This is a genomic window from Pseudomonas sp. Irchel s3a18 (assembly GCF_900187535.1).
In the GTDB taxonomy this organism is placed as follows: Bacteria; Pseudomonadota; Gammaproteobacteria; order Pseudomonadales; family Pseudomonadaceae; genus Aquipseudomonas.
The window spans coordinates 89336-109804 of record NZ_FYDV01000006.1; the positions used below are offsets into that span (position 1 = coordinate 89336).

At 59.3% G+C, this 20469-nt stretch carries 19 protein-coding genes; 15 read left to right on the forward strand and 4 right to left on the reverse strand.

From position 1 onward, the window contains the following. Nucleotides 1-144: 144 nt before the first annotated feature. The gene (locus CKW29_RS10850; RefSeq protein ID WP_095148448.1) at nt 145-912 is read left to right on the forward strand and encodes an FCD domain-containing protein; all 768 of its coding nucleotides are present in this window, start codon (nt 145-147) and stop codon (nt 910-912) included. 72 nt (nt 913-984) lie between these two features. Here the strand turns inward: CKW29_RS10850 and smpB are convergent, their stop codons facing one another. After that, nucleotides 985-1467, reverse strand: coding sequence for an SsrA-binding protein SmpB (smpB, locus tag CKW29_RS10855; protein ID WP_095081682.1), 483 nt, complete (start codon nt 1465-1467; stop codon nt 985-987). A gap of 118 nt (nt 1468-1585) precedes the next feature. Here smpB and CKW29_RS10860 point away from each other — a divergent pair, with 118 nt between their 5' ends. From CKW29_RS10860 to CKW29_RS10870, 3 genes are read left to right on the forward strand one after another with little or no spacing between them, the layout of a single operon-like run. Next, nucleotides 1586-2989, forward strand: a complete 1404-nt coding sequence (locus CKW29_RS10860) for a sodium-dependent transporter (protein WP_095148449.1) — start codon at nt 1586-1588, stop codon at nt 2987-2989. Nucleotides 2990-2996: 7 nt separating this feature from the next. Next, nucleotides 2997-3431: a type II toxin-antitoxin system RatA family toxin gene (locus tag CKW29_RS10865; RefSeq protein WP_095148450.1), complete on the forward strand. Its 435-nt coding sequence runs from the start codon at nt 2997-2999 to the stop codon at nt 3429-3431. After that, the gene (locus tag CKW29_RS10870; protein ID WP_095148451.1) at nt 3424-3738 is read left to right on the forward strand and encodes an RnfH family protein; all 315 of its coding nucleotides are present in this window, start codon (nt 3424-3426) and stop codon (nt 3736-3738) included. The genes CKW29_RS10865 and CKW29_RS10870 overlap by 8 nt, the downstream gene beginning before the upstream one ends. Before the next feature lie 59 nt (nt 3739-3797). Here CKW29_RS10870 and CKW29_RS10875 read toward each other — a convergent pair whose 3' ends face one another. Further along, nucleotides 3798-4322 carry an outer membrane protein assembly factor BamE gene (locus CKW29_RS10875; RefSeq protein WP_095148452.1) on the reverse strand — a complete coding sequence of 175 codons (525 nt, stop codon included), beginning with the start codon at nt 4320-4322 and terminating at the stop codon, nt 3798-3800. Between the two features lie 97 nt (nt 4323-4419). On the opposite strand from CKW29_RS10875, the gene fur reads away from it, so the two are divergent. Next, nucleotides 4420-4824, forward strand: coding sequence for a ferric iron uptake transcriptional regulator (gene fur / locus CKW29_RS10880; RefSeq protein WP_095081672.1), 405 nt, complete (start codon nt 4420-4422; stop codon nt 4822-4824). A gap of 74 nt (nt 4825-4898) precedes the next feature. Here fur and recN read toward each other — a convergent pair whose 3' ends face one another. Further along, complete coding sequence (recN, locus tag CKW29_RS10885) at nt 4899-6572, reverse strand: DNA repair protein RecN (protein WP_095145069.1); 1674 nt, start codon at nt 6570-6572, stop codon at nt 4899-4901. Between the two features lie 251 nt (nt 6573-6823). Between recN and grpE the strand changes: the two genes are divergently transcribed. The 8 genes from grpE to CKW29_RS10925 all read left to right on the forward strand — a co-directional run bounded on the left by grpE (nt 6824) and on the right by CKW29_RS10925 (nt 17306). Then, nucleotides 6824-7390 carry a nucleotide exchange factor GrpE gene (grpE, locus tag CKW29_RS10890; protein WP_095081668.1) on the forward strand — a complete coding sequence of 189 codons (567 nt, stop codon included), beginning with the start codon at nt 6824-6826 and terminating at the stop codon, nt 7388-7390. Between the two features lie 102 nt (nt 7391-7492). Further along, nucleotides 7493-9409 carry a molecular chaperone DnaK gene (dnaK, locus tag CKW29_RS10895; protein ID WP_095145068.1) on the forward strand — a complete coding sequence of 639 codons (1917 nt, stop codon included), beginning with the start codon at nt 7493-7495 and terminating at the stop codon, nt 9407-9409. A 311-nt stretch (nt 9410-9720) separates the two neighbouring features. Next, entirely contained in the window at nt 9721-10845 is a 1125-nt protein-coding gene (gene dnaJ, locus CKW29_RS10900) for a molecular chaperone DnaJ (RefSeq protein ID WP_095148453.1), read from the forward strand. Nucleotides 10846-10855: 10 nt separating this feature from the next. Next, entirely contained in the window at nt 10856-11662 is an 807-nt protein-coding gene (gene dapB / locus CKW29_RS10905; RefSeq protein ID WP_095081661.1) for a 4-hydroxy-tetrahydrodipicolinate reductase, read from the forward strand. Nucleotides 11663-11920: 258 nt separating this feature from the next. Further along, nucleotides 11921-13057, forward strand: a complete 1137-nt coding sequence (gene carA, locus CKW29_RS10910; RefSeq protein ID WP_095145065.1) for a glutamine-hydrolyzing carbamoyl-phosphate synthase small subunit — start codon at nt 11921-11923, stop codon at nt 13055-13057. 115 nt (nt 13058-13172) lie between these two features. Beyond that, nucleotides 13173-16394, forward strand: coding sequence for a carbamoyl-phosphate synthase large subunit (gene carB, locus CKW29_RS10915; RefSeq protein ID WP_095148454.1), 3222 nt, complete (start codon nt 13173-13175; stop codon nt 16392-16394). 2 nt (nt 16395-16396) lie between these two features. Continuing rightward, on the forward strand, nt 16397-16873 hold the full coding sequence (greA, locus tag CKW29_RS10920; protein WP_095145131.1) for a transcription elongation factor GreA: 477 nt from the start codon (nt 16397-16399) through the stop codon (nt 16871-16873). 28 nt (nt 16874-16901) lie between these two features. Beyond that, complete coding sequence (locus tag CKW29_RS10925; protein WP_095145132.1) at nt 16902-17306, forward strand: MFS transporter; 405 nt, start codon at nt 16902-16904, stop codon at nt 17304-17306. 9 nt (nt 17307-17315) lie between these two features. Here CKW29_RS10925 and CKW29_RS10930 read toward each other — a convergent pair whose 3' ends face one another. Then, on the reverse strand, nt 17316-17624 hold the full coding sequence (locus CKW29_RS10930) for a YhbY family RNA-binding protein (RefSeq protein WP_095145063.1): 309 nt from the start codon (nt 17622-17624) through the stop codon (nt 17316-17318). A 101-nt stretch (nt 17625-17725) separates the two neighbouring features. Between CKW29_RS10930 and rlmE the strand changes: the two genes are divergently transcribed. Together rlmE and ftsH are read left to right on the forward strand one after the other, a co-directional pair. Next, the gene (gene rlmE, locus CKW29_RS10935; RefSeq protein ID WP_095145062.1) at nt 17726-18355 is read left to right on the forward strand and encodes a 23S rRNA (uridine(2552)-2'-O)-methyltransferase RlmE; all 630 of its coding nucleotides are present in this window, start codon (nt 17726-17728) and stop codon (nt 18353-18355) included. A 202-nt stretch (nt 18356-18557) separates the two neighbouring features. Beyond that, nucleotides 18558-20468: an ATP-dependent zinc metalloprotease FtsH gene (gene ftsH, locus CKW29_RS10940; RefSeq protein ID WP_095145061.1), complete on the forward strand. Its 1911-nt coding sequence runs from the start codon at nt 18558-18560 to the stop codon at nt 20466-20468. The last annotated feature ends 1 nt before the right edge of the window (nt 20469 follow it).

Below are 20469 nucleotides of genomic sequence, written 5' to 3' on the forward strand. Positions count from 1 at the left end.
TTGCCGCCCTAAAACTTTTGTCGAATAAGCGCGGCAGGGCTGATCTGATCTGCTCGATCAAGGGCGTTCTGGTAGGTGCTGGCACGGCGTCAATAGGCCAGAATAGAGAGCCCGGCGAACCGTCGGGATCGTGGAGAGTGAGTTATGGGGTTTGATCAGATTCGTCAGCGCCGTTTGTCTGACGATATTGTCGAGCAGCTTGAGGGAATGATCCTGGAGGGCACGCTGAAGTCCGGTGAGCGGCTTCCGGCAGAGCGCGCCCTGGCCGAGCAATTCGGTGTTTCACGCCCTTCTTTGCGCGAGGCCATCCAGAAGCTGACGGCTAAGGGATTACTGGTCAGCCGCCAGGGTGGTGGTAATTACGTGGTTGAATCCCTTGGCTCGACCTTCAGCGATCCGCTGTTGCATCTGCTGGAGAGCAACCCCGATGCCCAGCGCGACTTGCTGGAATTTCGTCATACCCTGGAGGCGTCATGCGCCTACTACGCGGCGCTACGGGCGACCGAGGTCGATCGCGAGCGGTTGACGGCGGCATTTGAGCGGTTGCAGGACTGTTATGCGCGCCATGAAGAGGTGAGCCGTGCGGAAGAGGGCGCGGCGGATGCGCAGTTCCACCTGGCGATTGCCGAGGCCAGCCATAACGCGGTGTTGCTGCATACCATTCGCGGGCTGTTCGATCTGCTCAAGCGTAACGTGGTGACGAACATTGGCGGCATGTACAGGCAGCGCACGGAAACCCGTGACATGCTGATCGGCCAGCATCGGGACCTGTATCAGGCGATTATCGAGGGGCGGGCGGAACAGGCGCGGGAAGTCTCCAGCCGGCACATTCTGTATGTGCAGGAAGTGCTCGAAGAAGTGCGTCAGGAAGTGCAGCGCGTGGCCCGGGCCGAACGGCGCAAGGGGATGTAGATTGGGTCGACAGAAGCGATTGTGGCGACGGGAGCAAGCTCCCTCGCCACAAAGTCGCGCCGGGGAGGAGAGCTAGTCTTCCTTGCCCTTGTTGCGCACCGCGCGTTGCAACTCGCGGTTGGAGTCGCGCTCGCGCTCGGTATCACGCTTGTCGTACTCCTTCTTGCCCTTGCCCAGAGCGATCTCGCACTTGATCAAGTGCTTGCTCCAATACAACGACGTACAGACGCAGGCGTAACCCTTCTGCTGCACGGCGGCAAACAGCTTCTCCAGCTCGCGCTGGTTGAGTAGCAGTTTGCGCGAACGTGTCGGATCGGCAATGACGTGGGTGCTGGCGGTGGTCAGCGGGGTGATATGACTGCCGAGCAGCCAGGCCTCGCCATCCTTGAGCAGCACATAACTGTCGACCAGTTGTGCCTTGCCTGCACGCAGACTCTTTACTTCCCAGCCGGCCAGGACCATGCCAGCCTCGAACCGCTGTTCGATGAAGTAGTCGTGTCGCGCTTTCTTATTCTGCGCGATGGTCCCTGTTGGGTGTTTCTTCTGTTTAGCCATAGGGGCGGCATTATAGGGAGTTGCACGCGAGTCGGCTACGGTGAACCTGCATGCTTGAGCGCATTGAGTGAATCCCGGACAATGCGCCCTCTTTTTTGATCGGTTGGGCGTGTCAACAATGTCGTCAGACAAGGTTTCAGTCCACGGCAGTTGGGCTAGCCGTTGGGTTTTCATACTCGCTGCGACCGGTTCAGCCGTGGGGCTGGGTAGTATCTGGAAATTCCCTTACATGGTCGGCGTCTATGGTGGCGGCGCGTTCGTGCTGGTGTTTCTGGCGTGCATTGCGCTGATCGGCATACCGGTGATGCTGGCCGAAACCCTGATCGGCCGTCGCGCCCGCCAAAGTCCGGCCAATGCCTTGAAAGTGCTGGCGCTCGAGGCGGGGCACTCGGCGAAGTGGTCCTGGGGTGCGTTCGCCGGGATGATCACGGCGTTGCTGATCCTGTCTTTCTACAGTGTGGTGGGTGGTTGGTCGTTCGACTACATCATCAGCATGGGGCGTGGTGATTTCCAGGGGGTGACGGCCGATCAGGTCGGCGCCTACTTTGCCGGAGTGATTTCCGACCCCTGGCGCCTGACGCTGTGGCACACGCTGTTCATGCTGCTATCGGCCGCGATCATCGCCAAGGGGGTGGTGGCGGGGCTTGAGCGCAGCTTGCGGATCATGATGCCGCTGCTGTTCGTGATGCTGCTGGTGCTGCTGGGCTACAGCATGACCACCGGGCACTTCATGGAAGGCGTGCATTTCATGTTCGACTTCGATGCCTCGAAGGTGCTCGATGGCCTGTTGCCCGCCATGGGGCATGCGTTCTTTTCCCTGAGCGTGGGTGTCGGGTCGATCATGATCTATGGGGCCTACATGCCCAAGCATTCGTCGATTTCCGGCACCGTTGTCGGTGTCGCCTTGCTGGATACCTTTGTCTCGCTGCTGGCGGGGCTGGCATTGTTTCCGATTGTGTTTGCAGGCGGCTTGAACCCGAGCGAAGGGCCAGGGCTGATGTTCGTCAGCCTGCCATTTGCCTTTGGCAACGTGGCGTTCGGCCAGATCATGGGCGTGGTGTTTTTCGTGCTGGTGGCCATTGCGGCCTGGAGTTCGGCCATTTCCTTGCTGGAGCCGATGGTGGCCTATCTGGTTGAACGGACCAAGGTCCGTCGGGGCTGGGTCACCTTCTGGCTGGCCTTCAGTTGCTGGTTTGTTGGCCTGGGTACTGTGTTTTCCTTCAATATCTGGAAACAGGCCAAGTTTTTCGTGAGCGAAGGCGGCGGGTTCCACTTCTACCAGTGGGGGGCGCAAGGCGGCCTGGACTTCTTTGGTGTCATCGATTTCTTCACCTCGCGGATCATGTTGCCGCTCGGTGGTTTGTGCTTTGTGGTGTTCGCCGGTTGGGTGATGGGGCGGGGTGCGGTACGCGACGAGCTGTCGATCCGCAGTCCAGCCTTGTTCGCGTTGACCTTGTTCTTGATGCGCTATGTAGCGCCCATCGGCATTCTTATCGTATTTGCCGCCCAGCTGTGGAAGTGACGCTGACATGACGACTCATATTCAACGTTCGGCCCTGTTGCCGTATCCGGCACAAGCGCTGTATGACCTGGTCAACGACGTGGCGCGTTATCCGGAGTTCCTGCCCTGGTGTTCCGAGGCCAAGGTCATCGAAAGCTCTGCCGAGCACATGCGCGCCAGCGTGGGGGTGGCCAAGGGCGGGTTGAGCCAGCACTTCGTGACACGCAATACGCTGGTGCCGGGGCATTCGATCGAGATGAATCTCGAAGAAGGGCCGTTTACCCAGTTGCATGGCGTCTGGGTGTTCAAGCCGCTGGGCGACAAGGCGTGCAAGATCAGTCTGGACCTGACCTTCGACTATGCCGGCCCGATTGTTCGGGCCACCTTGGGGCCGTTGTTCAATCAGGCGGCCAACACCTTGGTCGATGCGTTCTGTCAGCGGGCCAAGCAATTGCATGGCTGAGTCTTTGATCAGCGTCGAAGTGGTGTATGCCGCTGTCGATCGCCAGGTGCTGCTCACCACCCGGGTTGCGTCGGGTACAACGGTGCGGGCGACCCTGTTGCAGTCGGGGATCGCCGAGCAATTCCCCGGGCTGGATCTGGCGAGCTGTCCTGTCGGGATCTTTGGCAAGGTCGTTGCGGATCCGGATAGCCAGCAGGTTCGGGCGGGGGACCGGCTCGAGATTTACCGGCCGTTGCTGGCTGACCCCAAGGAGGTGCGTCGACTGCGTGCCGCGAAGGCAGCTCAGGCCCGGGCCCAGGAAAAGTAGGCGCCTGGCGACAGGCAAGAAAAAGCCCGGACATGCCGGGCTTTTTCTTGTGCGCTGAATTACTGCGTGGTGTCCAGGGGTTCTGGTGTCGGGACCGGAACGGTTTCTACACCGTCGACGTCCTTCTGGATCTGATCCAGCAGCGATCCCGGCTTGACCGGTTTCTCAGGCTTGGGCTGTTCGACATTTTCAACAGGGGCGGCCACGGTAGTGCCGCTGTCCTTACCCATCAAGGCCTCGTCACGGCTTACGCCCGGCATGAAGTCGCCCGACAGGCTGACCAGTTGATCGTTCGAGTTGAAGATAACGCTGACGCGTTCCTGTTGGCGTTCACCGCCGCCAGGCTGCAAGCTGTACAGGTAATCCCAGCGATCGGCATGGAACGTGTCGGTCAGCAGAGGGTTGCCCATGATAAACCGTACTTGCCGACGGGTCATTCCCGGGCGTAACTGGTCTATCATGTCCTGCGTGACGACATTGCCCTGCTGGATGTCGATTTTGTAAACCCCGGGGAATGAACAACCGGCGAGTGCGAGCAGTCCCACGAAGGTGAAACTGGTTAGCAAGAGCTTGGTGTTTTGCATCGGTGGGCGACTTCCACTATCTTGGCTGGGACAACGTAAACGCCGATCATACCCGCATTAAGAGAAGCTGCGAAGCAGCATCGCGAGAAAGCTGACCATGGTTGAAAATAGCGAACTACGCAAAGCAGGCCTCAAAGTGACCCTGCCACGGGTCAAGATTCTGCAAATGCTTGACTCCACCGAGCAGCGTCACATGAGTGCCGAAGATGTCTACAAGGCACTGATGGAAGCTGGTGAAGATGTCGGTTTGGCCACGGTTTACCGTGTACTGACCCAATTCGAAGCCGCTGGTCTTGTGGTCCGTCACAATTTCGACGGCGGCCACGCGGTCTTCGAGTTGGCGGATGGCGGCCACCACGACCATATGGTCAACGTGGAGTCCGGTGAAGTGATCGAATTCTTCGACGAAGAAATCGAAAAGCTTCAGAAGGCGATCGTCGAGAAGCACGGCTTTGATTTGGTGGATCACAACTTGGTGTTGTACGTACGCACTAAAAAGTAAGCATGTCGCGCAGGTTCTGGCCTGCGAAACGAACGAAGGCGACCCAAGGGTCGCCTTCGTGCTGTCTGGCGGAGTTAGTTCTTGGCGGTCACGACCATTTTCCTGGCGTGGGCCAGGGATTCCTTGGTCAGGTCGATGCCGCCCAGCATCCGGGCCACTTCTTCGATTCGCTCATTCTTGCTCAGCCTGGACACGGCGGTGTGCGTGGCTTCGTCGCCGCGAACCTTGTGGACAAACAGGTGCTGATGCCCTTGCGAGGCTACTTGCGGCAGGTGGGTGACGGTCAGGACTTGCCCGCGGTCCCCGAGGCGGCGCAGGAGTTGGCCGACAATTTCCGCGGTAGGGCCGCCAATGCCCACGTCCACTTCGTCGAACACCAGGGTCGGTATGCGTGATGTTTGCGCCGTGATCACCTGGATGGCCAGGCTGATGCGCGATAGCTCACCGCCCGAGGCTACCTTGGCCAGGGCCTTGAGGGGTTGCCCGGGGTTGGCGCTGACCAGCAGTTCGACCTGTTCCAGGCCGTTGGGCAGCAGTTCGGTGCTGGTGTTGGGCCGTAGCTCGATGGTGAAGCGGCCACCCGGCATGCCCAGGCGCTGGATTTCCTGTTCAACGGCATGGGCCAGGCTACTCGAGGCCTGGTGGCGCAGATCGCTCAGTTCCCGGGCCTTTTCATGATAGTGCCGGGCGTATGCCCCCAGCTCTTCGCTCAGGCGCTCGATGGACTCGTCGTTGGCATTGAGGGTCTCGATCTCGTCCATCAGTCGCTGTGCAAGCTCGGCGACTTCGGTGGGCTGGATTCGATGTTTGCGCGCCAGGGTGTAGATGGTGTCCAGTCGCTCTTCGAGTTGCTGGAGGCGCGCCGGGTCGGCATCGAAGTTGTCGAGGAAGCGGTTCAGTTCGCCGACCGCTTCTTCTACCTGGATTTGTGCGCTGGTGAGCAGGTTGGTGGCTTCGCCCAATGCGCCCACCGAGTTGTTCACGCTGGTCAGGCGATTGAGGCTGGCCGTCAGGGCATTCAGTACGTTGCCCGAATCACTCTCGCTGCACTGTTCGACCACCTGTCGGCAAATGCCGAGCAGGGTTTCGGCGTTGGTCAGGTTTTTATGCTCTTGCTCAAGCTGCTCCAGTTCGTTCTCGCCCAGGCCGAGGTTTTCCAGCTCTTCGAGTTGATAACTGAGCAGTTGGTGGCGGGCGCGTTGCTCGTCGCCGGAGTTGGAGAGGCGCTCCAGTTCCTGGCGGGTCTGGCGCCAGCGCTGGGCCGCAAGCTGCACCTGGCGGGCAAGATCCGTCGCCCCCGCGTACTCGTCCAGCAGCCGGCGGTGGGTGTCGGTTTTCAGCAGCGACTGGTGTTCGTGCTGGCTGTGAATGTCGATCAGCAGTTCGCCGAGGGCCTTGAGGTCGCCAAGGGGGCAGGGGCTGCCGTTGATGTAGCCGCGCGAGCGACCTTCAGCGGTGATCACCCGGCGCAGGATGCACGGGCCGTCGGTGTCGAGGTCGCGCTCGGCCAGCCAGGCGCTGGCTTCCGGAATATCGGCCAGGTCGAAGGTGGCCAGGATGTCTGCCTTGTCCGCGCCGGGACGAACCACGCCGCTGTCGGCGCGATCACCCAGGGTCAGGCCCAGGGCGTCGAGCATGATCGACTTGCCGGCGCCGGTTTCCCCGGTGATCACGCTCATCCCGCGATCCAGTTCCAGGTCGAGGTGTTCAACGATGGCGTAGTTATGTACGGACAGGTGCACCAGCATAGAGGCCGCTCCCAGGCTAAAAAGTCTGGTTATTTATACAGTGTTTTATTTGTGCCTGACAATGCCCGTGTTTAGCTCGATTTGCTTGGTACCAGGTTTTTTTTAAAACCCGGTGTAATGACCCGTCGGCAGTTTTTGTGCGGGGAATGCTGCCTGGTGCAAGGCAGGCCCTTGAACCTGCAAATTGCGACCCCATATACCGGGGCAGAAGCGCGAGTCGAGTTCGCGCACGATTTTGAAAGGAGAAATCTATGGCTGACGAACAGACGCTGGATACGCAAAATCTAGACGCCAATCAGGCTCCCGAAACATCGGGTGAAGACCTGGTGGCTCGTGTGCAAGTGCTCGAAGAGCAACTGGCCGGCGCTCAGGATCAGGCTTTGCGTGTTGCGGCTGATCTGCAGAACGTCCGCCGTCGCGCCGAGCAGGATGTAGAGAAGGCTCACAAGTTCGCGCTGGAAAAGTTCGCTGGCGACCTGCTGCCGATCATCGACAGCCTGGAGCGCGGCCTCGAACTGTCCAACCCGGATGACGAAAGCATTCGTCCGATGCGCGAAGGGATCGAGCTGACCCTGAAAATGTTCCAGGACACCCTGAAGCGTTATCACCTGGAAGCGGTCGATCCTGAGGGTGAGCCGTTCAACGCCGAGCATCACCAGGCGATGGCTATGCAGGAAAGCGCCGACATGGAACCCAACAGCGTGCTGAAGGTGTTCCAGAAGGGTTACGTGCTCAACGGTCGCCTGTTGCGCCCGGCCATGGTCGTGGTCAGCAAGGCCCCGGCGCCGGTTGCGCCGTCGATTGACGAGCAGGCTTGAAATCCGCCGCAAGGCCCCCATTTATAAGTCAAGCGTTTAAGTGCTACCGCAGTTAGCCACCACTGCTGCGGCAACCAAATCCAAAGTTTCGGGAGAGTGAACATGGGCAAAATTATCGGTATCGACCTGGGGACTACCAACTCCTGCGTCTCCATTCTTGAAAACGGCAACGTAAAAGTTATCGAGAACGCCGAAGGCGCGCGTACCACGCCGTCGATCATCGCGTACGCCAACGATGGCGAAATCCTGGTTGGCCAGTCGGCCAAGCGTCAAGCCGTGACCAATCCGCATAACACCCTGTACGCGGTGAAGCGTCTGATCGGTCGTCGCTTCGACGAAGAAGTGGTACAGAAAGACATTCAGATGGTCCCTTACAAGATCGTCAAGGCTGACAACGCCGACGCCTGGGTTGAAGTGAACGGCCAGAAAATGTCGCCGCCACAGATCTCGGCTGAAATCCTCAAGAAAATGAAGAAAACCGCCGAAGACTACCTCGGTGAAGCCGTGACTGAAGCGGTCATTACCGTTCCGGCTTACTTCAACGACAGCCAGCGTCAGGCGACCAAGGACGCCGGCCGTATTGCTGGCCTGGACGTAAAACGTATCATCAACGAACCAACCGCCGCTGCGCTGGCTTACGGCATGGACAAGGCCAAGGGCGATCACACCGTGATCGTTTATGACCTGGGTGGCGGTACTTTCGACGTTTCGGTTATCGAAATCGCCGAAGTGGATGGCGAGCACCAGTTTGAAGTGTTGGCGACCAACGGTGACACGTTCCTGGGCGGTGAAGACTTCGACATTCGTCTGATCGACTACCTCGTTGACGAATTCAAGAAAGAAAGCGGCATGAACCTCAAGGGTGACCCGCTGGCCATGCAGCGCCTGAAAGAAGCCGCTGAAAAAGCCAAGATCGAGCTGTCTTCGAGCCTGCAGACCGACGTCAACCTGCCGTACATCACTGCAGACGCGACCGGTCCTAAGCACTTGAACGTGAAAATCTCCCGCGCCAAGCTGGAAGCGCTGGTGGAAGACCTGGTTCAACGCACCATCGAGCCTTGCCGCATCGCTCTGAAAGACTCGGGTATCGACGTTGGCAAGATCGACGACGTGATCCTGGTCGGCGGTCAAACCCGTATGCCACTGGTTCAGAAGGCTGTTACCGACTTCTTTGGTAAAGAAGCCCGTAAAGACGTGAACCCGGACGAAGCGGTTGCCATGGGTGCTGCCATCCAGGGTGCGGTACTGGCCGGTGACGTGAAAGACGTGCTGCTGCTCGACGTCAGCCCGCTGACCCTGGGTATCGAAACCATGGGTGGCGTGATGACTGCGCTGATCGAGAAAAACACCACGATTCCTACCAAGAAATCGCAAGTCTTCTCGACTGCCGACGACAACCAGGGCGCTGTAACCATCCACGTGCTGCAAGGCGAGCGTAAGCAAGCTGCTCAGAACAAGTCCCTGGGCAAGTTCGACCTGGCCGAGATTCCACCAGCACCACGTGGCGTGCCACAAATTGAAGTGACCTTCGACATCGACGCCAACGGCATCCTGCACGTAGGCGCCAAGGACAAGGCCACCGGCAAGACTCAGTCGATCGTGATCAAGGCTAACTCCGGTCTGTCCGAGGAAGAAATTCAGCAGATGATTCGTGATGCTGAAACCAACGCCGACGAAGACCGCAAGTTCGAAGAGCTGGCAACGGCTCGCAACCAGGGCGACGCGCTGGTTCACTCGACGCGCAAAATGGTTGCGGACGCTGGCGACAAAGTGACTGCTGAAGAGAAGACTGCAATCGAAGCCGCAGTGGTTGCCCTGGAAGCCGCTGTTAAAGGCGACGACAAGGCCGCTATCGAAGCCAAGGTTGAAGAGCTGTCGAAAGTCTCCGCTCCAGTGGCGCAGAAGATGTACGCCGAACAGGCTCAGCCAGCTGAAGGCGCGGCACAGCAGGGCGAATCGGCTGAAAAGGCTGACGACGTTGTCGACGCTGAGTTCGAAGAAGTCAAAGACCACAAGTAAGTTGTTGGTCGGCCGGTTGACTGCCTTTGTGCGGTGACTGGTAGGATGTCGCCGCGCGGGAGCTTGCTCCCGCGTTGGCGTGTCTGGAGTAGACGAATTTTTACAGCATGCGACAGCGTTCGGCGGTGCGACCGGGGATGCTCCTGCTTTCCGGCTCATGAATACCGCATCTGCAAGCCGGATTTCCGGCGGCAATCAAAGACCAGGATCGTTGAATTGACGTGAGTTGGGTCCGGGCCTGTATTGGGGCTCAACGAGTTTGGCAAGGCTCAGGAGGGGTTTGCCGGACGTCCTTAAGAGTGCAAAGAATTATGGCAAAGCGTGACTATTACGAAGTGTTGGGTGTTGAGCGTGGCACGAGCGAGGCAGACCTGAAAAAGGCCTACCGCCGCTTGGCGATGAAGCACCACCCGGACCGTAATCCTGACGACAAAGCGTCGGAAGACATGTTCAAAGAGGCCAACGAGGCCTATGAGGTGCTGTCCGACTCCAGCAAGCGCGCGGCCTACGACCAGTACGGTCATGCTGGCGTCGACCCGAGCATGGGTGGCGGCGGTGCCGGCTTCGGCGGGCAGAACTTCTCCGATATCTTCGGTGACGTGTTCAGTGATTTCTTCGGCGGTGGTCGCGGCGGTTCCCGTGGCGGTGCCCAGCGCGGCAGCGACCTGCGCTACACCCTGGAGCTGAACCTGGAAGAAGCTGTACGCGGCACGACCGTGAATATCCGTGTGCCGACACTGGTCAACTGCAAGCCGTGCGACGGTTCGGGTGCCAAGAAGGGCTCCTCGCCCGTGACCTGCCCGACCTGCGGCGGTATCGGCCAGGTGCGTATGCAGCAAGGCTTCTTCTCGGTGCAGCAGACCTGCCCGCGCTGCCATGGGCAGGGCAAGATCATTGCCGACCCGTGCAACTCTTGCAACGGCGAAGGCCGTGTCGAAGAGTACAAGACCCTGTCGGTGAAAGTGCCGGCTGGCGTGGATACCGGTGATCGCATCCGTCTCTCGGGCGAAGGCGAGGCTGGTACTCAGGGTGGGCCGACAGGCGACCTGTACGTGGTGATCAATGTGCGCGAGCACGCGATCTTCCAGCGCGACGGCAAGCATCTGTTCTGCGAAGTGCCGATCAGCTTCGTCGATGCGGCCCTGGGTGGCGAGCTGGAAATTCCGACCCTGGATGGTCGGGTCAAGCTGAAGATTCCTGAGGGTACGCAGACCGGCAAGCAGTTCCGCGTGCGCGGCAAAGGCGTTGCCCCGGTTCGTGGTGGTGGTGCGGGTGACCTGATGTGCCGTGTTGCCGTCGAGACACCGGTCAACCTGAGTCGTCGTCAGCGTGAACTGCTGGACGAGTTCCGCAGCTCCCTGGCGGATGACAACAGCCATTCACCCAAGACCACGGGTTGGTTCGAAGGCGTGAAGCGTTTCTTCGGCGATCTGTAAGGAATCCGGTATGCGACGTATAGCTGTGATGGGCGCTGCTGGGCGCATGGGCAAGATTCTGGTGGAGGCGGTGCAGCAGCGCGCGCCGCTCACCGGCCTGACGGCGGCAATCGTGCGCCCGGGCAGTACGCTGATTGGTGTGGACGCCGGCGAGCTGGCATCCCTGGGCCGAATCGGTGTGCCGTTGTCGGCCAATCTGGAAGCGGTGGCTGAAGAGTTCGATGTGTTGATCGACTTCACGCTCCCGGAAGTCATGCTGAAAAACCTGGCGTTTTGCCGCAAGGCGGGCAAGGCCATGGTCATCGGCACGACGGGGCTGGACGCTGCTCAGAAGCAGTTGCTGGCCGAGGCGGGCAAGGACATTCCCATCGTGTTCGCGGCCAATTTCAGTGTCGGTGTGAACCTGTCGCTCAAGTTGCTGGATATGGCGGCTCGGGTGCTGGGCGATGATGCCGATATCGAAATCATCGAAGCCCATCACCGGCACAAGATCGACGCGCCGTCAGGTACGGCCCTGCGCATGGGCGAGGTAATCGCCGAGGCGCTGGATCGTGACCTGCAGAAGGTCGCGGTCTATGGGCGTGAAGGTCATACCGGTGTTCGTGAGCGTGAAACCATAGGCTTCGCCACGGTTCGTGGTGGGGATGTGGTCGGTGATCATACGGTGCTGTTCGCTTGCGAGGGTGAGCGACTGGAGATCACTCACAAGGCGTCCAGCCGCATGACCTTTGCCAAGGGGGCGGTGCGTGCTGCGTTGTGGCTTGATGGTCGCGAGCCGGGTCTTTATGACATGCAGGATGTGCTCGACTTGCGGTAAGATGCGCCACCGACGGGGTTCGAACTCATGCTTCGGGCCCCGTTTCAGCCGCTACGCGACGTCCTGTCGCATTCTCCTGCCTTTAAGGCTCATTAGCGGTGGACCAAAAAAGCCTTTTTCTGTAAGCTACAGCTTTAGTGTGTCCACTAAAAGCGCGCAGAATAATTCAGTGAAGAAGCGGGGTGACGTGTCCATACGTCACTCCGCTTTTTTGCAACCTGCGATCGCCCCTTCAGGCTTTATTTACGGGAGGTCTTCTTGACTAAGCCAGCCATACTCGCCCTTGCTGATGGCAGCATTTTTCGCGGCGAAGCCATTGGAGCCGACGGTCAAACCGTTGGAGAGGTGGTGTTTAACACCGCCATGACCGGCTATCAGGAAATCCTTACCGATCCTTCCTACGCCCAACAGATCGTTACCCTGACTTACCCGCACATCGGCAACACCGGCACCACGCCGGAAGATGCCGAGTCCAATCGCGTCTGGTCTGCTGGCCTGGTCATCCGTGACCTGCCACTGGTGGCGAGCAACTGGCGTAACACGATGTCCTTGTCCGACTACCTGAAGGCCAACAACGTTGTGGCCATCGCCGGTATCGACACCCGCCGCCTGACGCGCATCCTGCGTGAGAAAGGCGCGCAGAACGGCTGCATCATGGCCGGTGACAACATTTCCGAAGAAGCTGCCATCGCCGCTGCCCAAGGCTTCCCAGGCCTCAAAGGCATGGACCTGGCGAAAGTCGTCAGCACCAAGGACACCTACGAGTGGCGTTCGACTGTCTGGGATCTGAAAACCGACAGCCACGCGACCATCGAAGCCTCCGAGTTGCCGTACCACGTGGTGGCCTACGACTACGGCGTCAAAGTGAACATCCTGCGCATGCTGGTCGAGCGCGGTTGCCGCGTGACCGTGGTGCCGGCCCAGACGCCAGCCGCCGATGTGCTGGCGCTCAAGCCGGACGGCGTGTTCCTGTCCAACGGCCCGGGTGACCCGGAGCCTTGCGACTACGCGATCCAGGCGATCAAGGACGTGCTGGAGACCGAGATTCCGGTATTCGGCATCTGCCTGGGTCACCAGTTGCTGGCCCTGGCCTCCGGCGCCAAGACCCTGAAAATGGGTCACGGCCACCACGGTGCCAACCACCCCGTCCAGGACCTGGACAGCGGTGTGGTGATGATCACCAGCCAGAACCACGGTTTTGCCGTAGACGAAGCGACCCTGCCAGCCAACGTCCGCGCGATTCACAAATCGCTGTTCGACGGCACCCTGCAAGGTATCGAGCGTACCGACAAGAGCGCCTTCAGCTTCCAGGGTCACCCGGAAGCCAGCCCTGGCCCGAACGACGTAGCGCCATTGTTCGATCGCTTCATCAACGAGATGGCCAAGCGACGCTGATCGCTCGCCTTGATGTAGCAAAGCTTGAGGGTGGTCCCGACACCGGCGGCCCCCTCAAGTCAGAGATTGAACAAGACGGCTTGCCGACTGACCTGCGGATTTGAGTGACAAACCCATGCCAAAACGTACAGACATTAAAAGCATCCTGATTCTCGGCGCTGGCCCGATCGTTATCGGCCAGGCCTGCGAATTCGACTACTCCGGCGCCCAGGCCTGCAAGGCCCTGCGCGAAGAGGGTTACCGCGTCATCCTGGTGAACTCCAACCCGGCCACCATCATGACCGACCCGGCCATGGCCGACGCCACCTACATCGAGCCGATCAAGTGGCAGACCGTTGCCAAGATCATCGAGAAAGAGCGTCCGGACGCGCTGCTACCAACCATGGGCGGCCAGACCGCCCTGAACTGCGCCCTGGACCTGGAGCGCGAAGGCGTTCTGGAGAAGTTCGGCGTAGAGATGATCGGTGCCAATGCCGACACCATCGACAAGGCTGAAGACCGTTCGCGTTTCGACAAGGCGATGAAATCCATCGGCCTGGCGTGCCCGCGTTCCGGTATCGCCCACAGCATGGAAGAGGCCAATGCGGTCCTCGAGAAGCTCGGCTTCCCGTGCATCATCCGTCCGTCCTTCACCATGGGCGGCACTGGTGGTGGTATTGCCTACAACCGTGAAGAATTCGAAGAAATCTGTGCCCGCGGCCTGGACCTGTCGCCAACCAAAGAGCTGCTGATCGACGAATCCCTGATCGGCTGGAAAGAGTACGAAATGGAGGTTGTCCGCGACAAGAAGGACAACTGCATCATCGTGTGCTCGATCGAAAACTTCGACCCGATGGGCGTGCACACCGGTGACTCGATCACCGTGGCGCCGGCACAGACCCTGACCGACAAGGAATACCAGATCCTGCGTAACGCCTCCCTGGCGGTACTGCGCGAGATCGGCGTGGAAACCGGCGGCTCCAACGTCCAGTTCGGTATCTGCCCGAACACCGGTCGCATGGTCGTCATCGAGATGAACCCGCGTGTATCCCGTTCCTCGGCGCTGGCTTCGAAAGCTACCGGCTTCCCGATCGCCAAGGTCGCTGCCAAGCTGGCGGTGGGCTACACCCTGGATGAGCTGTCGAACGACATCACCGGTGGCAAGACCCCGGCGTCTTTCGAGCCGTCCATCGACTACGTCGTGACCAAGCTGCCACGCTTCGCCTTCGAGAAGTTCGCCAAGGCTGACGCCCGCCTGACCACTCAAATGAAGTCGGTCGGTGAAGTCATGGCCATCGGCCGGACCTTCCAGGAGTCCCTGCAGAAAGCCCTGCGCGGTCTGGAAGTCGGCGTTTGCGGTCTGGACGAGAAGCTCGACCTGAGCAATCCGGAAAGCATGAGCGTGCTCAAGCGCGAACTGACCGTGCCGGGCGCCGAACGTATCTGGTACGTGGCTGACGCCTTCCGCGCAGGCATGACGGTCGAAGAAATCTTCGGCATGAACATGATCGACCCTTGGTTCCTGGTGCAGATCGAAGATCTGATCAAGGAAGAAGAGAAGGTCAAGACCCTGGGTCTGTCGGCGATCGACAAAGACCTGATGTTCCGCCTCAAGCGCAAAGGCTTCTCCGATCAGCGTCTGGCCAAGCTGCTGGGCGTGACCGAGAAGAGCTTGCGTGCGCATCGCCACAAGCTGGAAATTTTCCCGGTCTACAAGCGCGTTGACACCTGCGCTGCCGAGTTCGCTACCGATACCGCTTACCTCTACTCGACGTACGAAGAAGAGTGCGAAGCGGCGCCATCGGGTCGCGACAAGATCATGATCCTGGGTGGCGGTCCGAACCGTATCGGCCAAGGCATCGAGTTCGACTACTGCTGCGTTCACGCGGCACTGGCGCTGCGCGATGACGGGTACGAGACCATCATGGTCAACTGCAACCCGGAAACCGTGTCCACCGACTACGACACCTCCGATCGCCTGTACTTCGAACCAGTGACCCTGGAAGACGTGCTGGAAATCGTGCGCGTCGAGAAGCCGAAAGGCGTGATCGTCCAGTACGGCGGCCAGACTCCGTTGAAGCTGGCTCGCGCCCTGGAAGCGGCTGGCGTGCCGATCATCGGCACCAGCCCTGACGCCATCGACCGTGCTGAAGACCGTGAGCGTTTCCAGCAAATGGTCCAGCGCCTGAACCTGCGTCAGCCGCCAAACGCCACCGTGCGCAGCGAAGACGAAGCCATTCGTGCCGCTGGCAAGATCGGCTACCCGCTGGTGGTGCGTCCGTCCTACGTGTTGGGCGGCCGGGCGATGGAAATCGTCTACGAGGAAGAAGAACTCAAGCGCTACCTGCGTGAAGCGGTTCAGGTTTCCAACGACAGCCCTGTGCTGCTGGACCACTTCCTCAACTGCGCCATCGAAATGGACGTGGATGCGGTCTGCGACGGCAAGGACGTGGTGATCGGCGCAATCATGCAGCACATCGAGCAGGCCGGCGTTCACTCCGGTGACTCCGCATGCTCGCTGCCGCCGTACTCGCTGCCGCTGCACATCCAGGACGAGATGCGCGAGCAGGTCAAGAAGATGGCGCTGGAGTTGGGCGTAGTCGGCCTGATGAACGTTCAGTTGGCGCTGCAGGGCGAGGACATCTACGTCATCGAAGTCAACCCGCGTGCATCCCGTACCGTACCGTTCGTCTCCAAGTGCATCGGTGTTTCCCTGGCAATGATCGCGGCTCGCGTCATGGCCGGTAAGACCCTGAAGGAAATCGGCTTCACCAAGGAAATCATTCCGAACTTCTACAGCGTGAAAGAGGCGGTGTTCCCGTTCGCCAAATTCCCTGGTGTTGACCCGATCCTCGGCCCAGAGATGAAGTCCACGGGCGAAGTGATGGGTGTGGGCGACACCTTCGGCGAAGCCTTCGCCAAGGCCCAGATGGGTGCCAGCGAAGTGCTGCCGACCGGCGGTACTGCGTTCATCAGTGTGCGTGACGATGACAAGCCGCTGGTTGCAGGCGTAGCCCGTGATCTGATCAACTTGGGCTTCGAAGTGGTCGCCACTGCCGGTACTGCCAAGCTGATCGAGGCTGCAGGCCTGAAAGTGCGCCGTGTGAACAAGGTGACCGAAGGTCGTCCGCACGTGGTCGACATGATCAAGAATGACGAAGTCACGCTGATCATCAACACCACCGAAGGTCGTCAGTCGATCGCTGACTCCTACTCCATTCGTCGTAATGCCTTGCAGCACAAGATTTACTGCACCACCACCATTGCTGCAGGCGAAGCTATCTGTGAAGCGCTGAAGTTCGGTCCCGAGAAGACTGTGCGCCGCTTGCAGGATCTACACGCAGGATTGAAGGCATGAGCATAACCAAGTATCCCATGACTGTTCAGGGCGCTCGCGCCCTGGAAGAAGAGCACGCTCACCTGACTAAGGTCGTACGTCCAAAGCTGAGCCAGGACATCGGTACGGCTCGCGAGCTGGGTGATTTGAAGGAAAATGCCGAATACCATGCTGCTCGCGAGCAGCAGGGTATGGTCGAGGCGCGGATTCGTGACATTGAAGGCCGGATTCAGAATCAGGTCATCATCGATGTCACGTCCATTCCTCACACCGGTAAAGTGATTTTCGGCACCACCGTTGAAATCGCCAACGTCGAGACTGATGAGCGCGTCACTTACCACATCGTGGGTGAGGATGAGGCTGACTTCAAACTTGGCAAGATTTCGGTCGGATCGCCACTGGCCCGCGCCTTGATCGCCAAGGAAGAGGGTGACGTGGTGGCGGTGAAAACGCCTGGTGGCGTTATCGAGTACGAGATTGTCGAAGTCCGCCATGTCTGAGGGCAGGCGCCTGCATCGCGCGGGCGCCATGCTTTGGCAGCTGACCCAGGTGTTATGGGTCGGCGGCCTGTGGTTGTTGCACGTCGGTCTGCTGCCGGTGCTGGGCCAAATTGGCCTGGCGCCGCTGCTGATCCATGAGATTTCAGGCATGCTGAGTGCGCTGCTGGTCGGGTTTTCAGCGGCGTGCGTGGTTTTTCAGGTTTTGGTGCTGGTTCAGACCAAGGGCCTTGCCAGTCTATGGCTCGATATGCGCGGACAGTTGCTGTTGATGGCGCTGTACGCGAGCACGATGTACTTCGTGGTGCGCATCGAATGGCCAGAGGCGGAGCATTGGTTGCTGTTCAGCTACCTGGTCCTGGGTTTTTCCGGTTTGCTGCTGGTCATGCAGCCGGTGCCAGGTTGGGGTGGCAGGGTGCGCGAAGCACACCCTTGACCCGTTTCATCACTTGAAGCGATGGACGTTCGACAGCTGCTTGTTTACGCTGAAGTTCTTGCGGTAAATCAGCGCCATCTTGCCGATGACCTGTACCAGATCCGCTTTGCCGACCTTGCACAGTTCTGCAATGGCAGCCAGGCGCGATTCGCGATCGAGGATGCTGAGCTTGATCTTGATCAGCTCGTGATCGCCCAATGCGCGTTCCAGTTCGGCTAACACACCTTCCGTCAAACCGTTGTCAGCCACAGTCAAAACTGGTTTCAGATGGTGGCCAATGGATTTGTACTGTTTCTTCTGCTCTTGAGTGAGCGGCATAATCTGACCCTTTCGTCTGGATTCTGTAAAATGGCGGCCATTTTACCCGAGGGTGCGTGGATCCGCCCAATTAATCACGACCCTTATCATCGAGGTGCCCAATGGCGCGTTCCAAGACAAGCCTTGGTTGGCTGAAAAGACATGTCAATGATCCCTATGTGAAGCAGGCGCAGAAGGATGGTTACCGCTCGCGTGCGAGTTACAAGCTTCTGGAGGTCCAGGAGAAATACAAGCTGATCCGTCCGGGCATGAGTGTTGTCGACCTCGGTGCAGCACCCGGTGGCTGGTCGCAGGTCACTAGTCGGTTGATCGGTGGTCAGGGGCGTCTGATTGCCTCGGACATCCTGGAGATGGACAGCATTCCGGACGTGACTTTCATCCAGGGTGACTTCACCCAGGACCAGGTGCTCGCTCAGATCCTTGAGGCCGTGGGTAATTCGCAGGTGGACCTTGTGATTTCCGATATGGCCCCCAATATGAGTGGTACGCCTGAAGTGGACATGCCAAAAGCCATGTTTCTTTGCGAGCTGGCTCTTGATTTGGCGGCTCGGATACTCAAGCCTGGCGGTAATTTTGTGATCAAGGTTTTTCAGGGCGAAGGGTTCGATGCTTACGTGAAGGACGCTCGTCAGAAATTCGACAAGGTCCAGATGATCAAGCCGGACTCTTCCCGTGGCAGCTCTCGCGAGCAATACATGCTGGCTTGGGGTTACCGCGGCCGGAGTGAGTAAAACGAGGATTTTTTGCGGGGTGATAGGTTTTTAGTATTTCGCCCCACAAGCATTAACGAATATTGTGTAGTCAATGTTTCACAAAGGGTTACAGACGGCGCCTGCCAGAGTTGTAGGTAATGTAGTAAGTTAGGCCGGTGAATATCATGCGAGGCGCGCGCCAGTTGCGGAGCTTGCTTCAGAGGGTAGTTAATTGAACGATATGGCAAAGAATCTTATCCTGTGGTTGATCATCGCGGCTGTCCTCGTGACGGTGATGAACAACTTCTCCAGCCCTAACGAGCCACAGACCCTCAACTATTCCGACTTCATCCAGCAGGTCAAGGATGGCAAGGTCGAGCGCGTAGCCGTGGACGGCTATGTCATTACCGGCAAGCGCACGGATGGCGACAGCTTCAAGACCATTCGTCCGGCTATTCAGGACAACGGTCTGATCGGTGATCTCGTGGACAACCACGTCGTTGTCGAGGGCAAGCAGCCTGAGCAGCAAAGCATCTGGACCCAGCTACTGGTTGCAAGCTTCCCTATCCTGGTGATCATTGCCGTCTTCATGTTCTTCATGCGCCAGATGCAAGGCGGTGCAGGTGGCAAGGGCGGGCCGATGAGCTTCGGCAAGAGCAAGGCGCGCCTGCTCTCCGAAGACCAGGTGAAAACCACCCTGGCTGACGTTGCCGGTTGCGACGAAGCCAAGGAAGAAGTCGGCGAACTGGTCGAGTTCCTGCGTGATCCGGGCAAGTTCCAACGCCTGGGCGGTCGTATTCCTCGCGGTGTGCTGATGGTTGGCCCTCCGGGTACCGGTAAAACGTTGATTGCCAAGGCGATTGCCGGTGAGGCCAAGGTGCCGTTCTTTACCATCTCCGGCTCCGACTTCGTCGAAATGTTCGTGGGTGTCGGCGCCAGCCGTGTTCGCGACATGTTCGAGCAGGCCAAGAAGCACGCCCCATGCATCATTTTTATCGATGAAATCGACGCCGTCGGTCGCCACCGTGGCGCTGGCATGGGCGGTGGTCACGATGAGCGTGAGCAGACCCTCAACCAGTTGCTGGTAGAGATGGACGGTTTCGAAATGAATGACGGCATCATCGTCATCGCCGCGACCAACCGTCCTGATGTGCTAGACCCGGCGCTGCTGCGTCCAGGTCGATTCGACCGTCAGGTTGTCGTCGGCTTGCCGGACATCCGTGGTCGTGAGCAGATCCTCAAGGTTCACATGCGTAAAGTACCGATGGGCGACGACGTCGCTCCGGCAGTGATCGCGCGCGGTACTCCGGGTTTCTCTGGTGCTGACCTGGCCAACCTGGTGAACGAGGCCTCGCTGTTCGCGGCTCGCGCCGGCAAGCGCATCGTCGAGATGAAGGAATTCGAGCTGGCCAAGGACAAGATCATGATGGGCGCCGAGCGCAAATCGATGGTCATGTCCGAAAAAGAGAAGCAGAACACCGCTTATCACGAAGCCGGTCATGCCATTGTTGGTCGAGTAGTGCCTGAGCACGACCCGGTCTACAAGGTGTCGATCATCCCGCGCGGTCGTGCACTGGGCGTGACCATGTTCCTGCCGGAAGAAGATCGCTACAGCCTGTCCAAGCGTGCCTTGATCAGCCAGATCTGCTCGCTCTACGGCGGTCGTATCGCCGAAGAGATGACCCTTGGCTTTGACGGTGTCACCACGGGCGCGTCGAACGACATCATGCGTGCCAGCCAGATCGCCCGGAACATGGTGACCAAGTGGGGGCTTTCCGAAAAACTCGGCCCCTTGATGTATGCCGAAGAAGAAGGCGAGGTGTTCCTGGGTCGCGGCGGTGGTGGTCAGCACGCCAGCTTCTCGGGCGAGACGGCCAAGCTGATCGACTCTGAAGTGCGTAGCATCATTGACCAGTGCTATGGCACGGCCAAGCAGATCCTGACGGACAATCGCGACAAGCTCGACGCGATGGCCGATGCGCTGATGAAGTACGAAACCATCGATGCCGATCAGATCGACGACATCATGGCGGGTCGTCCTCCGCGCGAGCCGCGTGACTGGTCTGGTGGTACCGGTACTTCCGGTACGCCTCCTGTTGTCCAGGACGAACGTCCGGAAACCCCTATCGGCGGCCCGGCTGCCGACGTCTAAG

Bases quoted from the DNA above. Each gene is read 5' to 3' on its own strand.
- CKW29_RS10850 (WP_095148448.1), top strand. From the start codon at position 145: ATGGGGTTTGATCAGATTCGTCAGCGCCGTTTGTCTGACGATATTGTC.
- smpB (WP_095081682.1), bottom strand. From the start codon at position 1,467: ATGGCTAAACAGAAGAAACACCCAACAGGGACCATCGCGCAGAATAAG.
- CKW29_RS10860 (WP_095148449.1), top strand. From the start codon at position 1,586: ATGTCGTCAGACAAGGTTTCAGTCCACGGCAGTTGGGCTAGCCGTTGG.
- CKW29_RS10865 (WP_095148450.1), top strand. From the start codon at position 2,997: ATGACGACTCATATTCAACGTTCGGCCCTGTTGCCGTATCCGGCACAA.
- CKW29_RS10870 (WP_095148451.1), top strand. From the start codon at position 3,424: ATGGCTGAGTCTTTGATCAGCGTCGAAGTGGTGTATGCCGCTGTCGAT.
- CKW29_RS10875 (WP_095148452.1), bottom strand. From the start codon at position 4,322: ATGCAAAACACCAAGCTCTTGCTAACCAGTTTCACCTTCGTGGGACTG.
- fur (WP_095081672.1), top strand. From the start codon at position 4,420: ATGGTTGAAAATAGCGAACTACGCAAAGCAGGCCTCAAAGTGACCCTG.
- recN (WP_095145069.1), bottom strand. From the start codon at position 6,572: ATGCTGGTGCACCTGTCCGTACATAACTACGCCATCGTTGAACACCTC.
- grpE (WP_095081668.1), top strand. From the start codon at position 6,824: ATGGCTGACGAACAGACGCTGGATACGCAAAATCTAGACGCCAATCAG.
- dnaK (WP_095145068.1), top strand. From the start codon at position 7,493: ATGGGCAAAATTATCGGTATCGACCTGGGGACTACCAACTCCTGCGTC.
- dnaJ (WP_095148453.1), top strand. From the start codon at position 9,721: ATGGCAAAGCGTGACTATTACGAAGTGTTGGGTGTTGAGCGTGGCACG.
- dapB (WP_095081661.1), top strand. From the start codon at position 10,856: ATGCGACGTATAGCTGTGATGGGCGCTGCTGGGCGCATGGGCAAGATT.
- carB (WP_095148454.1), top strand. From the start codon at position 13,173: ATGCCAAAACGTACAGACATTAAAAGCATCCTGATTCTCGGCGCTGGC.
- CKW29_RS10925 (WP_095145132.1), top strand. From the start codon at position 16,902: ATGCTTTGGCAGCTGACCCAGGTGTTATGGGTCGGCGGCCTGTGGTTG.
- CKW29_RS10930 (WP_095145063.1), bottom strand. From the start codon at position 17,624: ATGCCGCTCACTCAAGAGCAGAAGAAACAGTACAAATCCATTGGCCAC.
- rlmE (WP_095145062.1), top strand. From the start codon at position 17,726: ATGGCGCGTTCCAAGACAAGCCTTGGTTGGCTGAAAAGACATGTCAAT.
- ftsH (WP_095145061.1), top strand. From the start codon at position 18,558: ATGGCAAAGAATCTTATCCTGTGGTTGATCATCGCGGCTGTCCTCGTG.